We start from the raw sequence: 15373 nt of genomic DNA, 5'->3' as shown, positions 1-15373 counted from the left end.
CTTTTTAGTTCACCTATTTCTTTAAATTTGCTTGACGAACGGCTTGTAGAGCCGCCGTGGCCTGTGCCGTGGTCGGTTGCTTAAATTGCGCCAACCGTTGCGTCACGGCCGGTAGTTCCGCGGGCGTGGCCCCCACGGACAATGCCAACGACTTACGCTGCAGCGCCATGTGACCACGTTGAATCCCATCGGTCACCAATGCGCGCAGGGCCGCCACATTTTGTGCCAGACCCACGGCGGCCGTGATGCCCATGAGGTCGCGTGCATTGTCGACCTGTGCCAGTTGCTGGTTCACCTTGACCAGTGGCAACACCTTGGTCGCACCACCGACAAACCCTAGCGCTAGCGGGAGGGTCAGCTCACCGTGTAAGACACCGGCACTGACCCACCAGCGGCTGAGACCTTGGTAGCTGCCATTGCGGCTGGCATAGGCATGCACGCCACTTTCAACAGCGCGCCAATCGTTGCCCATCGCCAGTACCACGGCATCAACACCGTTCATGATGCCCTTGTTGTGGGTCACGGCACGATATGGATCGACCTGCGCATAGTCACTGGCTTCGGCGATGCGTTGTGCCACTTCGGCTCCCGCAATCGTCTTCGTTTTCAGTTGCACGACCGGGACGGCACAACGCGCCGTCACTAGACTGTGCGTGGCGTAATTGCTAAGAATACTCATTAAAATGTCCACGTTGAGGTGCGCCTTGATTTTGGCGGCAACGGCCTCGGTCAGCGTGTTGACCAGATTGGCCCCCATCGCCTCACCCACATCAATGAAAAGGTCTAGTGAAACCCAGTCCGGTGGTAAAAGGCGCACACGTATCGACCGGGCGCCCCCACCATGCGCGAGCAACGTGGGATGGGCATCATCGGCCACCCGCAGCAGTTCCTGTTCATGGCTAGTCAGCCAATCCCGCAAGTATTGGGGGTCCCGAACGTGGCTAAACACGATCTGCCCCATCAACTCCCGCCGCGCAACCTCAGTGGTGATTCCGGTATCGCTGGTCAACAATCGCCCGCCATTACTGGCAGCAGCGATTACCGATGGCTCCTCAGTCACCATGGGCACGGTAACGGTGCGCCCATTGACGCGTAGATTGACCGCCACGCCCTCAGGCAAGCCATAAGTCGTTAAATAGTTTTCAATTAAATCCTCATCGGTGGCCTGCCGGTGCTGCGCCAGCAATGCCAGTTGGGCCACCGTTAAGTGACTCGCATGGGCAAGCTGGTCGCGCCGGGCCCCATAAGGTAACCGGTAAAAAGCCGTCATCGACCATCGACTCCTTTCGTTCACGTGAAATATACTGTGAAAATCGTGTACATCGCCTACGGCTACCAGATAGAATGCTGTGTCGGTGGTGTTAGCTAGCGTTCTCCGCTAGGTTACACCACGGGACGAGTTGAAGACTCGCGATTTTTGCGTGGCTTCGACTTGAGACCGAAGACCGCTCCACAGGCTTCGGTCGGTCCCCCACAGCATGGCGGCTGGCAACTGCAGACAAAACCAACAGTCAGCTAAACCAACTTTCCCAGCAACCATCCACCAGGTAGCGAAAGGCCGCCGGAAAACCTAACCAACAGTAATCAATTGTTGCCGGAGCCGGAGGATGCCAGCCAGAATGCTGTGTCGGTGGTGTTAGCTAGCGTTCTCTGCTAGGTTACACCACGGGACGAGTTGAAGACTCGCGATTTCTGCGTGGCTTCGACTTGAGACCGAAGACCGCTCCACAGGCTTCGGTCGGTCCCCACAGCATGGCGGCTGGCAGCCGCAGGCGACCCCGCCCAACACAAGCTATCGTTGGCTCAGATATTCCGAGATGATGCCTTCGCGGACGCCGCTTTCGGAGAAGATGACCCGATCCGAGTCCAGCATCTGCAGCAACGTCACCAATGGCAACATCCCGCCAATAATGATATCTGCGCGCTCTGGCTCCAGCCCAGAGATCCGCCGCCGTTCGGCCAACGGTACCTCCAGCAAGCGCTCAAAGGTCTTCATCACCTGACCCGTTGTCAGTCGGTACCCATGGATATTCTCCACGTGCAGGATCTTCTGCTGCTGGCGATTCATCCGCGCTAAGGTCCGGTTGGCGCCACCTAATAGCACTAACGGCAAATGTTTCGCATCATTTAGCCACCAAATATCTTGGAGCCGTTCACGCAGAAAAACCTGCGCGGAAAAGAGGTCAACGGCGGTTACCCGATCGTCGAGGTGGAACTGTTCAGACAAGTTGACCGCGCCAAATGGGACACTGATCAAGTTGGCATCGCGGCTATTCTTCACATGGACCAGCTCACAACTAGCCCCGCCCGTATCTAACAGAAGACAATCCTTGATCTTTAGCCGGTTGACGGCCCCCAGATAATCATAGTAGGCCTCCTGGTCGCCAGACAACACTTCCAGCTGAATATCGGTCGCCTCAGCAACCCGCTTTAAAAACTCATCGCGGTTACGGGCTTGACGGACCGCCGCTGTCGCAATTCCGCGGACAATTAAATGTGGCAGTTGTTCATAGTAGGGCCGAAACGATTTTAAGGCCGCAATTGTGCGGTCCATCGCGTTCGGTTGGAGAATCTTTTCGGGACCCATGCCTTCTGACAAACGACTATCGACCTTGACCCGGTTAACTTCCCGGTAAGTACCGTCGTCGTGCAGCTCATTGACGGCCATGCGGACCGAATTTGACCCCAAATCAACAATGGCTAAATTTTGCATTGTCTATCCCCCATTTCGACTTAACCGAAGTAGTCCACACCAATGGCGTGACGGACTTCGTGTAAGGTCTGCGCAGCAACTTGGTTGGCGCGTTCGCTTCCTTGCTTCAAGATGTCGTAAACGGCACCTTCGTCAGCGGCGAAATGTTCACGCCGTTCGCGGATCGGCTGTAATTTTGCCTGCAAAACATCGTTCAAGTACCGCTTAATTTTAACATCCCCGAGGCCACCGTGCTGGTATTGCGCCTTCAGGTCAGCCACGTGAGCCGTATCTTCAGCGAAAATGTCAAGGTACGTGAAGACCGTGTTGCCTTCGATGTGACCAGGATCTTCGATGTGAATGTGTTCGGGATCGGTGTACATGGACATGACCTTCTTTTGAATCGTGTCTGCACTGTCACCGAGATAAATGGCATTGTCCAAGGACTTGCTCATCTTAGCGTTGCCGTCTAACCCAGGAATCCGGCCTTGGCCCTTAGGTGGGAAGTAGCCTTCAGGTTCCACCAAAATCTCTTGACCGTAAACGTTGTTGAAGGTCCGCACGATTTCACGGGTTTGTTCCAACATGGGTTCTTGGTCTTCACCAACGGGCACCGTGTCGGCCTTGAATGCCGTGATATCGGCTGCTTGGCTAACTGGGTAGATGAAGAACCCAGCGGGCACACTTTCACCAAAGGCTTTTTGCTTAATTTCAGCTTTAACGGTTGGGTTCCGGTTCAAACGTGAAACGCTGACCAAATTCAAGTAAGCCATGGTCAATTCACTCAGAGCTGGAATCTGGGATTGCACGAGAATCGTTGACTTGGCAGGATCAATGCCCACTGCCAAATAATCCAGTGCCACTTGTAACAGGCTGTGACGAATCTTTTCAGGGTCACGGGCATTGTCGGTCAACGCTTGCGTGTCCGCAATCATGATGTACGTGTCGTAGTCACCAGTGTTCTGTAAAGCGACCCGGTTCTTCAATGACCCGACGTAATGGCCAATGTGTAGCTTGCCAGTTGGTCGGTCCCCAGTTAAAATCACGTGTTTTTTACTCAATATTTTTCATCCTTTCTGAAAAAGCGCCCCATTGGCCAATGCCAATAGGACGCTTATGCGCGGTACCACCTAAATTGTGACCATTTTAGCCACCACTTTTGTCGTTAACGGAGACGCCGCGATAAAATTAGTTATCGATTAAATAAAACTGACTCGACCCATTTCGACCACAAAACCGTTTCAGCACTGCCGGTTTTTCTCTGAAATTGGCCTACTTTTTTCGAGTCCCTATTCCTTTATATTAGCGGTTTTTACGCGCGATGTAAACTGTCAGCCCCCAGAAGATTTATTTCAGTCAAAAACGATAGGATTGATTGACACTGCCCCCGAATATGACTAAACTTGTTAAGCAATTTAGGCATTGAAATAGCTGCGATATTGTGTGAACTGATTGCACGCCGGCAGCCGAGGTTTCTGCCAGTTCAGGTTGGTTTTCACTATATCAAGCGATACCAATGTGAACCCCTATAGGAAGGACGCTATGTAGCTATAGCATTTGCGTCTAAATCTATCGAGCTTAACTCAATTTGGCCCAGCCGGTCGGACACTTGACCGCTGCATAAATATTCCCACGGCAGCAGCCATCATTGACTGACACCACACTAGCGCACACGATTCAAGCCGGAGGATACCAGACAGAACACTGTGTCGGTGATGTTAGCTAGCGTCTTTTTTGCTAGGTTACATCACGGGACGAGTTGAAGACTCGCGGGTCTCTGCGTGGCTTCAACTCGAGGCCGAAGACCGCTTTCCAGGCTTCGGTCGGTCCCCACAGTGTGGCGTCTGGTAGCCGCAGGCGAACTATCAATGACTCATCTATTTTCAGTGTTGTCTGACAACACAACGTAAGCCGAGAGGCCGGCAGATATGGGCTCAGGCGCGTCGTTCTACTTAGTCAGTAAGTGACTTGCTTACTGGCTTAGTAGAAAACCAAGCTTGTAGACTCGTGTTCTTCGAGGCTTCAAGTTGTGTTCGCACCGATCCAGCCCATATCTGCCGGCCGGTAAGGCGAACAGCCAGCACATATCCTGAACTTAACCAGAAATAAAAGAAGGAGGCGGTCAATTTGACCACCAGCGAACAAGCAGCGGAACAACAGCGTGTGGACCAAGTGGCCGACCAGATTGGCGAACGAATCGACAAGACCGTCGCCGACTACACGGCCGCCCACAAAGAACTGCGCAACGTGTTAAAGAACTATAGTGAAAACACCTCGGTCAACTGGTTTGAAGTCGATGACCGAATCGAAACCAGTGCCGAACTGCAACAACAACGGGCCTTGGTCTCCCGGTTGACCGAAAATCAAAACATCATCGAGGGCCAATTGGACACCTATAAGGAACTCCAGAAGTCGCCCTACTTTGGTCGCATCGACATTCAAGATCCCGGCGAATCCCAACCGGAATCCCTCTACATCGGCACCGCCTCATTCGTTGACGAGGACCAAAACTTCCTGGTCTACGACTGGCGGGCTCCCGTTTCCAGTATCTATTACAACGGGGTGCTCGGCGAAGTCGCCTACAGCACGCCGGCTGGGAATCAAGAAACCAACCTGCTGAAGAAGCGACAATTTTTAATTCAAGATGGCAAAATTGAAAGCATGTTCGACACCAACGAGACGGTCGGCGATGAAATGCTGCAACACGCACTGGGTGAGCAAAACGATGCGACCATGCAGAACATCGTCTCGACCATTCAACGGGAACAAAACGACATTATTCGCGACACCAAGAGTGACTTGCTGGTCGTTCAGGGAGTCGCGGGCTCTGGTAAAACGTCCGCCATTTTACAGCGAATCGCCTTTCTGCTCTATCACAGCCGGCGGGACTTGGAAGCCGATCAAATCGTCTTGTTCTCACCTAACCGACTATTCAGTCACTACATCAGTGACGTTCTTCCCAGTCTAGGGGAACGCAACATGCGCCAAGTCACGCTGGCCGAATTCTTAACGCAACGGTTCCAAGGGCTCAACGTCCAGACCCAATTTGAGCGCTACGAAGAAGACCAGCAGACACCAGTTAATCTGCCCCTGCGCAATTTCCGCGAAAGCGCCGCAATGATGACGGCCATCAACGACTACTGTCATCAGGTATCTCCGGCCGAGCTACAGTTCACGGATATTCGGTTTAAGGGCCGCGTGTTCTTTGATAAGGAAGAAATTCGCGACATTTACAGTCAGTTTCCAGCTGCTACGGCACCGGCCGACCGCTTTTTACGCACCAAAAACGAGCTGGAAAAACGCCTCAAACGCCGGATTCGTGAAGAAGCTAAGGCCGACTGGGTGCGCGATACCATCGACCAACTCAGCGACGAAGACTACCACAATCTGTTAGGCGAAAAGCATCTGGGGACGTTTGAACAACTCGATGACGAGATCGACTTCATCGCCCGGCAAATCGTTCGTCGCCGGTTGCGGCAAGTCGATGATGCCATTTACAATGGCTATTTTCTCGACGCCTACACGCAGTACACCGCCTTTCTCAAGCAGTGTCCGCTGCCCGACGACGTTTCCACCGCAGACTGGCAGACGGTGATCGACGCCTATCAGCACGATATCGAATACCATAAGCTCGCGTTGACTGACGCCGCCCCTCTGCTGTATTTGCGTGATATTCTCGCGGGCGGCGGGGCCAACCACCGGATGCAACACCTCTTCATCGATGAGATGCAGGACTACTCGATGGCCCAACTGATCTACCTGCAGCATGCCTTTCCACGGGCCAAGTTGACCCTACTCGGTGACAGTGAGCAGGCCCTCTTCAAGGCGGTGGAATCACCAGAATCTATCTTGAAAAAGCTGGATGCCGCGTTAAACGTCAAACGGTCCCGTCTGATTACGTTGCGGCGTTCCTATCGTTCCACACTTCCCATCACCACGTTTGCCAAGGCACTGCTACCTGATGGCGACAAAATCGAGGCCTTCAACCGTCCGGGCGACCTGCCCAAGGTAGTCATTCGCTACGATACTGACGCCGCCTTCAAAGCTCTCGCCCACGAATTACGGTTAGAGCTCGCGACCAACGGGACGGTCGCCATTCTCACCAAAAGTACCGCCGAGGCCAAATACGTCTATCAGGAACTGCATACCGAATTTGCCCTGACCCGGCTGACCGATACCGACCGTTCCTTGCCGAAAGGTATTGTCGTCTTGCCCATCTACTTGGCAAAAGGGTTAGAATTCGACAGCGTCATTGCCTACAATGTTTCTGCCGAGAACTATCCCGACACCCAGTTGACTGGCACGCTCTACACGATTGCATCACGTGCCATGCATCACCTGACTTTGTTGAGCATCGGTGCAGCCTCGCCACTGATTGCCTCGGACAAGATTCCCCAGGCTGATTTGACAATCGAACATGAATTTCAGAATTAATTAATGATTGTCGTGACTGACAACGCCATAGTACCCAAAGAGCGCCAATGCCATCTGAATCTCTCGGATGACATTGACGCTTTTTCATTTGATTGCTTATACGCGTTCTCGTCCGTCACAACCATCATAACAGCGCGTCAGTTCCGCCAATCCTCACGTAAGCAACCATACTTGACGGAGTCCCAATACCGGCCTTGCCAATACCGGACTTTTCGAATACGCCCCTCTTCTTGCCAGCCAATGCTTTCCGCCAGTCGACACATGCGCAGATTGCCTGACCAGGTTGTCAGTCCTAGATGTGGCAACGACGTTTGGGCCCAGACCTGATTGATCCATTGGGTCAGTGCTGCCTTACCGACACCTTGTTGCCACTTGTTCTGGCGATAAATGACGATGCCCACTTCCAGCCACTGGCGTAGGTCACCGTCCACGTAATGGTACGACACACTACCGACCATCTCCGTATCGACCCAAATGATGCGCTGATCTGGCTGATCAATGAACTTTTTCGGTGCAATCGTCGTTAAAAATTGATTACGAGTGGGTATTTCATCATGAAAGTACGGCCCATTCCACTGCATCCATGCAGCATCTTCATTTCCATACGCCAACTGCCAAAACGCTGGCGCATCTGCCGTTATCAGTGGTTTTAACGTCACATGCATTCGCGATCATCTCCTATTTTCCCCAGTATAGCAGGCACTGGCTTCACGGTATGCAAAAAGGGCCTGCGCATTGCAAGCCCTGCCCTGTATGTTATTACTTATACCTATTCCAAACCCTTCGGCGTCTTCATCGTGGCGAATTTTGCATGCCGGTCGTAGTTGCGATAGCCCTTGTAAAAATGCAGGTGATTCTTAGTCAGTTTCAGTTTGTAACTCAAGCGTTGACCATCGAACTGAACCTGACTGCCCTTGGGTGAATACTGAATACCGGACAGGCGGTAAACGTGGTCGCCCAACGATTGATATTTCAACTTTTTCAAGCCATATCCGGGCAGCCGATAATAATGATGACTGGCCCCGTCCAGCGCAAAAAGGTTTCCCGTGCTAAGTGACTTGCCGTAAGTAATGTACGCCTTGTTGTCGCCATGACCATTATAGATCCAGATGTGCCGCAACGCTTTAGGTGTTCCCTGATGCCACGTTGCAGCCTGTGCAGACGTCAAACTGGTGGCACCTAACCCCAAAGTAATTGCCGCTAAGCTCAGTAAAAAGATTGGTTTTTTCAACTCATTTTCCTCCCCAGGAAATGCTGTGTTCATCCTATGCCCTTAAAGTTACGCGACCTGACACTAGAAAGCAAGCCGAATTAGCACCTGCCACCAAATTAAAGATGACCTGGATTCATGCCGCTACTCTTTGGTCCTAACGTGGTATGGTGAAGGCACTACGGGAGACGGCTTATGCAAACAACGAAACGCCACTTAATCATTGAAGGAATCCTCAATGGGATACTACTGGTTTTCCCCATCATCTTATTTACCATCGGCGGTATTGGCATGGCCGAACACAATCCGTCCCACCCTAACGCGTTGATTCTTGGTGGTAACTTGCTGATGGGCGTGTTAAGTCTGGTCATGCTGACTGTTTATACTTTCAGTTGGCACCGCCATGGCTGGCACCGGTTACCCTTTTTTCGACGCAGCCTAATCATTTTTTACGGTCTCTGGCTGATTATTGGCCTCTGGACTTGGTTAAAATTTCTCAGTATCCTAGTTTAACGCTTTCTTCATGCAGCCGTTCCGATTAAGGTCCAGCCGGAGAATTTATAAACCTGCAGAACTTCGAAAAAGAGCATCGAGTCTGGGACAAAATTTCCGGACTCTTTTTGCGCTCCGAACATCTATGGTTGAAACGGTGCGACGCGCCTAAGCCCATATCTGCCGGCCGGTAAGGCGACTCCAACCACCGTTGACTAATTTTAGTTTCAATACTGTGATTAGAATAGGTATGACAGGCTTTTGAGACTTGCCACCTTTTGAACATAGTCTAAAGTCTCCAAGATCGGCATTTTCGGCCAATCTTGGAGGCTTTTTTCAGACTCATTTTCTACTGTAGGTTTGGGACACAAGTCTTTATCGAAGCGCATCATTCCGTGCACCCCGGTTATCACCTAGCTTTTGTTTTGAATCACAAACTGCTTGTTAGCCGTAATGAACTGACCATTCGTGAGTTCCAGCCGAGCGGTCTGCCCGTGGAAGCGAATTGCCTTGATCTTCAAGACTTTCCCCTTCTTAATCAACCGCACCCGCTGACTGGACTTGAAGGTCAGCTGCCGATAACTGTAAATACCGTGTTGACCGATGACCCGCACGCGCTGTGGATTCTGCTGGTAATAGAGTGCCGCTACAAACTTCGAATTGGCCGTAATGTAACCACCCTTGACGCGGTAACGTAACGCCCCGTTCTTGGCATAAGCGACCCCCAGCGTCTTGAACGTCCGGCTGTGGATCCGCGGCTTAGCCGTGTAGTGACGCACGCGCTGCGTCAAGTTGACATCCCGATACAGATTTAGTGCACCCTTAGCATAAATGAGCTTTGGTGCCTGCGCAGTAGTAACAGGCGTAGCTGGTGTCGTTGGCTTAGACGCAGACGTTGCTGGTTTCGACTCACTGGATGTCGAGGCCTCGGGCGTCGCTGGCGCTGTCGTGGTGCCCGTGGTATTCCCAGTATTCTCGTCCGTGGACTGGCTATCCCGGAACTTCAGTTGGTTCTTGCTTTCAAAGAGGTCCCCCATTGCTAACAACAGGTGATCCTGGTTCTTAGCAGCTTCTAACTGAATCCCTAATGGCATCCGACTAGCACTCACGTACGTAGGTAAACTAATCGCCGGTTCGCCAGTCACATTGGCCAATTGCGTAAATGGCGTCTTGCTCAATCCATGTAACCAGGCGTCGTAGATCAACTGCATCTGGTCCTTACTGTCCAATGACGCAATGTCGCGTAACTTTGCCACGTATTCTGGCAAGTAGGCCGGATCCGAATTACTTGGTGCCGTTGTGGCCGTCGTTGGGGTTAAGTACAGCCCGTATTTCTGATGGAAATCGGCCATCTGTTGCTTAGCCGTTGCGACCACGCTGGCATAGCTGGCTCGGTCTGGCGCCGTCAGCTTTTTGCTAGCCTGATACAGCGCATAGGTCATGATGCTGCCGTCATCAGGTAAGAGATCCCGTTTGTACGCCGAGCGTGCGAACGAGTTAGCCGCAAAACCACTAGTCGTCGCGCCCTTGTAGTAGGCCTGCATCAGTGCCTTACCATCGACCGGACTGTCGACCTGTTGCACATTGAAGCCTTGACTCTTCAGGAAGGACACCGCCTGCGTGACCGCGTTCACGGCATCTTGACTGACCGGCGTGCCAACAGGTGACTTCGTCGAATAGGCGATGGTCACCGACTTCAGGTCCTTGGGAGCGGCCTCAGCCGTGACACTGCCGCTCAGCATATTGTCAAATAACGTTTGCGTGTCCGCCATGCTCTTGGTCTCGGCGAAGCTTGCCATGGTGCTGGCAACACTATCGCCCTTGATCATCCCCGCAGATGGCTTCAGACCGATCACGCCGGACCATGACGCCGGAATCCGTAGCGAGCCACCGGCATCGTTCCCGGTTGCCAGTGGAACCATGTCGTCAGCGACACTTGCTGCCGCACCACCGGAAGACCCACCAGGATTGTCGGCCGTGTTCCACGGATTAGCCGCAGCCCCGTATAGTTTGGAAGTTGTGACGTTCGTCAGTCCCAGCTCTGGATAATTCGTTTGCCCAATGACAATGAACCCCAAGCTCTGGAGTTGCAACACGAATGGCTTGGTATACGATGCAACTCGCGTACTGGAATAAGGAAGGCCCTGTGTTGCCGACTCCCCTTTCAGTTCCTGCGCCAACCCCTTGATTAAAATTGGCACCCCATAAAATGGCTGACCGGTATCTTTCAGGGCCGCAGCTTCATCCATGGCCTTAGCCTCGCGCATGGTGATGACGGCGTTCAGCTGCGGGTTATCCTGCTTGACCTTAGTCATGGCCAGCTGAACCAACTGCTGACTGGTGACCTTGCCATCCCGGACCATCTGCGCGAGCTGGGTCGCCGTGGCGTGCTCGTATTGCGACAGCGTCAGCGGACTATTGGTCGTTGCTGTGACGGTCGCATTATTGCTGGTGCTATGTACACTGGTCTCACTGGCAGCCACACCTGTGACGGCGCCACCCACCATGGTTGCAGCCACCACAGCCGCTAACACCGCTTTAGTCTTTAACCAGTGACTAAACCTAATCTGTTTCATCCCAAATTCCTCCAACCTTTTCCAACCTAATTTGTGTCCTGCCGAAGCGCACGGTAACTGACGATAAACAGCCTAGCAACCACACTATTGCTGTTATTCACTAATCGTTAGCTACCGGTCCCCACAGGAGTCAACCTCACGCTCCCTATAGTACAAGTTTTCGGCCTACATGAAAACGCTTATTTTTTAGTTTCAATAATCAAATCATTATCATATCCATAGATATTTTGTTTAAAGTTGGTACTGTATCCAACAGATAGTCGATTACTCCCACAATTTAAAGATATTTCAACCCTTGGAATAAGGGCAGCGTCGGTGTTTGTATATTCATTTATAGTTTTCATTACTTTCTAGTTATTTGTGGTTGCAAATTAACTGTCGTGTTAAATTTTTTTCAAAAAAAACGGTGACTGTCCGTCCCACCTTTGTCAGGTTAACCGGTCAGCTCACCGTTGCCTATTTTTTTATAACTAATTTTATTTGCCATTAAGCTCCGCAAACTGAATCGTCTCATCGAACAGTGGTTGCGTCTCCGCGTGCGGTGTATGACTGATCATAATCAACGTCAATGCCGGATTCTCTAACAAGTCACGTTCAATCTTCACCGCGTTTGCCGTATCGACCGCCGATGTTCCTTCATCCAGCAGAATCACACCGACATGCCGCAGAAGTCCCCGTGCTAAAGCCAACCGTTGGAGCTGACCACCGGATAGATCACTGCCGCCATCGCCAACGCTTTGGTCCAAGAAGGCCACTGCCCGTTCCCGGTCCGGACACAGTTTGGTGGCCAACAACACCGCCACAAGGTCATCATCGCTATAGGCATCGGCCAACTGTAGATTTTCCCGCACAGTAGTCGTCAATGCCTGTGGTCGTTGGTCTAAGTACAAGAGTTGCTGTCCCAACTGATTGGTTGAATAGTCTTTGAGCGACTTACCGGCCAACCGAATCTCACCGGTATAGTTGGTCAAGTACCCTGTCAGCACCTTTAGAAAGGTCGACTTGCCACCGCCACTTTCACCCAGGATCAGATACTTCTTCCCTTGCTCAAAGTCATAACTCACGTGGCGCAAAATCGGGTGATCAGTGTGGTAACCAAAACTCAGGTCGTGAACCTGAATGATGTCTGGCACCGCCGCTGTTGTGGCCACTGCCGCTGCTGCCTGATCAGGTTCAGTCGGGAACTTCGCTCGTTCCAAGTCAAATTTTTCAAAGATGGGGGTCACGCCCCGCATCATTCCCAAGTAAGTACTCATATTCCCCAGGTTATTGAAGATGTTGCCCGACAGACTACCCACGGCACTTAACGTCCCAATCGAGACTAACTTCATCATCGCCAATATCCCGGTCAAGCCCATCAGCATAACTTGTGAAATGACGTTGCCTAGAAAGCCCACGACCTGTACGCTACTCTGCGCGCGCCGTTGGTTGACATAGGACTGCTTGAGCGTCTGGGACGCCGCAATGATGCCCTGTTTAAGCAAACGTAACGCCTGAAACGCGTAGAGCAGGTTGAACACGCCCATCACGTCTTGCGTTCGGTCAACGAAGTTCTCATTTTGGTGGGTCAACTGGGTGTTGGCCTGCATGATTCGCTGATCAAAGACTTTGGGCGCCACGATAATCAGTCCGGCTAAGATCAGCGCCGACAACGCCAGACTCCAATGGTACGCAATCAAAGTGGCCAGCGCAAAGGCCGTCCCAAAGATTCCCTCAACCACGGTAAAAAAGTTTTGTAGCCCCTGAACGTTGATGGTCTGAATGTCGTTGTTGACCCACGACTCATAAACTCCCATCGCCCGTGAATTGTAAGATTCATAATCCTTGGCGATCAAAATATCGGCTACGTCCTGTCGAATAGAGATATCAATGTTTTGAATGACCTTTTCCTGATGAACGGATGCCCCGTAATTCAAGGCCGCAATCACGACCCAGTCCAGCATCAGCAGGCCAACCGCCACCAAGAATTGCTGCAGTTGCCCCTTGATCAGCGCGTTCAATAAATTAGCATTGAGGACTGACCCCAAGACCGTCAGTGCCTCAATCACCATCAAAAGGCCGATGTTCACGGACACTTCACCACGGTGTTGTAATAGATATTTTCGCATGTGTTTCGTCACGCTTTCTCATCTCAACTGCCGTAGCAATTAGAATAATCTTAATGTCACTCATCATATTCTAATCTGGATAAAAGGGCAATCACAAATTCTTACAAAAAAGAAGGTTCACCAGTTTAGCGAACCTTCTTGCCTATTCAGTAACCGGTTTGGGCATAGCCTTCAATGCTTGCTTCAATACCAACGGTGCAATAATCGTTGCCAACACGATGACTAAAATCATTGCGGAGTAATCCGCTCCGTTGAGAAGACCGGCTTGATGACCGATCTGTGCAGTAATCAAGCCCATCTCCCCCCGGGCAATCATTCCCGTGCCGATCACAGTGCTACTCTTGAGGTCAAAGCCACTCAGCCGGGCACCTAAGCCACAGCCCAACAGTTTCGCCAGGCAGGCCAAGACCGTTAAGCCCAGAATAATGCCGAGATTGTCCGCCAAGTGATCCAGCGTCATGTTCAGGCCGACGCTCACGAAGAAGACCGGGATAAAGATGGCATTGCCCAGCGGTTCCACGTGATCGGCCAAGACTGCCCGGTACGGTGTGTGCGCCACAGCAATTCCAGCGAAGAAGGCACCAATCGCCCCGCTCAGCCCCACAATATCCGCTAACCACGCCATGCTCAGGCAGATGACCATCGACATGATGGTGACACTGGACGCCATCACGAGTCGCTCACTCAGGTGCATCAGGTACGGCGCAATCCATTTGACCACGACGTAAGTCCCCCCGAAGAAAGCAATCTGTTCCAGTAAGACCAGCCCCAATGCCGGTTGACTCCCAGCGGCTTGAATCCCTTGGCTGGCCAGTAAACTGATCATCAGCGACAACAGGATGACCCCCATAATGTCGTCAGCCACCGCAGCCCCCAGAATCGTCGCGCCTTCACGCGTGGCGAGTGCGTGGTATTCCTTTAAAACGGCCACAGAGATAGAGACCGACGTCGCCGAGAAAATCACGCCAATAAACAGTGCCTCAAGTGGTGTAAAGCCCCACCACCAGGAAGCCAAGCCCATCATGACGATAGGGAAGATGACGCCGGAAGTCGCCACCACAATGGCCGGCTTGAGATACTTCATCAAGAGTTGCAAATTACTTTCAAGTCCGCCTAAGAACATCAAGATCACGACCCCAATGTCGGCAAATAGACTAACTAGGCTATTGAGCTGAACCCAGTTGAGCAGGGCTGGCCCGATAATAATCCCAATCAGCAACTCACCGATCACCGCCGGGACGCCCAGCCGGTTGGCAAAGTTTCCTGCCAGTGTCGTCAATACCAGAATCAAACAGAGTGTTCCCAAAAAAGCCACGTGGCCGCCCCCTTTTCGTAAATATTAATAGTCCTATGATACGCCAAAATCCGGGAACATTCACTAGTGGTTTCGCAAGCCGTCACAGATGTCATTCCCGACTATCTAAGGGTAATGACTAACGGGTTAAAGATGAAATTCAAGTCCCATCCCAGTATCAGTAGGTATTCGTGCCATTGAATTGGGCTAAATTGAGCGCACTCCGGCTGCCAGGGATTCCGCCTGCTGTGGGGACGCTTCAGACTGGAAGAACCCCAGTCTTCTCGCTCGCTTTGAAGCCACGAAAATCACGTGTCTCCAAAGGCGCCCGTGCTGTAAGCTGGCTCACCAGCTAACAGCACCTTCACGGCTGGCTCCATCCCTGGCCTCCTCCGGCGCTGACTGTATGTTATCACGACAACGGCTGTAAGGAACGATTACTTAACGTTTTTCGGTCCACTTGATCACGATAATTATAGTTAGTCTCAGTGTCGTCTGAAGACACAATGTCAGCCGAGAGGTCGGCAGATATGGGCTCAGGCGCGTCGTTCTACTTAGTCAGTAAGT

At 51.9% G+C, this 15373-nt stretch carries 10 protein-coding genes; 2 read left to right on the top strand and 8 right to left on the bottom strand.

The window, feature by feature from the left end; all coding sequences use genetic code 11:
* Positions 1-13: 13 nt before the first annotated feature.
* The 3 genes from FAY32_RS10485 to trpS form a co-directional block, all read right to left on the bottom strand.
* Positions 14-1270, bottom strand: a complete 1257-nt coding sequence (locus FAY32_RS10485) for a hydroxymethylglutaryl-CoA reductase, degradative (RefSeq protein ID WP_143463387.1) — start codon at positions 1268-1270, stop codon at positions 14-16.
* Positions 1271-1792: 522 nt separating this feature from the next.
* Positions 1793-2713, bottom strand: a complete 921-nt coding sequence (locus FAY32_RS10480; RefSeq protein ID WP_143463386.1) for a Ppx/GppA family phosphatase — start codon at positions 2711-2713, stop codon at positions 1793-1795.
* A gap of 20 nt (positions 2714-2733) precedes the next feature.
* Complete coding sequence (gene trpS, locus FAY32_RS10475; protein WP_143463385.1) at positions 2734-3756, bottom strand: tryptophan--tRNA ligase; 1023 nt, start codon at positions 3754-3756, stop codon at positions 2734-2736.
* A gap of 1063 nt (positions 3757-4819) precedes the next feature.
* On the opposite strand from trpS, the gene helD reads away from it, so the two are divergent.
* Positions 4820-7126, top strand: a complete 2307-nt coding sequence (gene helD, locus FAY32_RS10470) for an RNA polymerase recycling motor HelD (RefSeq protein WP_143463384.1) — start codon at positions 4820-4822, stop codon at positions 7124-7126.
* A 137-nt stretch (positions 7127-7263) separates the two neighbouring features.
* Here helD and FAY32_RS10465 read toward each other — a convergent pair whose 3' ends face one another.
* Complete coding sequence (locus FAY32_RS10465; RefSeq protein ID WP_143463383.1) at positions 7264-7791, bottom strand: GNAT family N-acetyltransferase; 528 nt, start codon at positions 7789-7791, stop codon at positions 7264-7266.
* Positions 7792-7895: 104 nt separating this feature from the next.
* Complete coding sequence (locus FAY32_RS10460; protein WP_143463382.1) at positions 7896-8357, bottom strand: hypothetical protein; 462 nt, start codon at positions 8355-8357, stop codon at positions 7896-7898.
* 174 nt (positions 8358-8531) lie between these two features.
* Here FAY32_RS10460 and FAY32_RS10455 point away from each other — a divergent pair, with 174 nt between their 5' ends.
* A complete protein-coding gene (locus FAY32_RS10455; protein ID WP_143463381.1) occupies positions 8532-8849 on the top strand; it encodes a hypothetical protein in 318 nt (105 codons plus the stop codon).
* Positions 8850-9241: 392 nt separating this feature from the next.
* Here the strand turns inward: FAY32_RS10455 and FAY32_RS10450 are convergent, their stop codons facing one another.
* The 3 genes from FAY32_RS10450 to FAY32_RS10440 form a co-directional block, all read right to left on the bottom strand.
* Positions 9242-11404 carry an amidase family protein gene (locus tag FAY32_RS10450; protein ID WP_225428338.1) on the bottom strand — a complete coding sequence of 721 codons (2163 nt, stop codon included), beginning with the start codon at positions 11402-11404 and terminating at the stop codon, positions 9242-9244.
* A gap of 476 nt (positions 11405-11880) precedes the next feature.
* Positions 11881-13512, bottom strand: coding sequence for an ATP-binding cassette domain-containing protein (locus FAY32_RS10445; protein ID WP_143463380.1), 1632 nt, complete (start codon positions 13510-13512; stop codon positions 11881-11883).
* Positions 13513-13654: 142 nt separating this feature from the next.
* Complete coding sequence (locus FAY32_RS10440) at positions 13655-14827, bottom strand: cation:proton antiporter (protein WP_143463379.1); 1173 nt, start codon at positions 14825-14827, stop codon at positions 13655-13657.
* Positions 14828-15373: the final 546 nt, after the last annotated feature.

This window comes from Levilactobacillus enshiensis (assembly GCF_007115095.1).
Lineage (GTDB): Bacteria > Bacillota > Bacilli > Lactobacillales > Lactobacillaceae > Levilactobacillus > Levilactobacillus enshiensis.
This window is presented reverse-complemented; position numbering and strand designations above follow the sequence as displayed.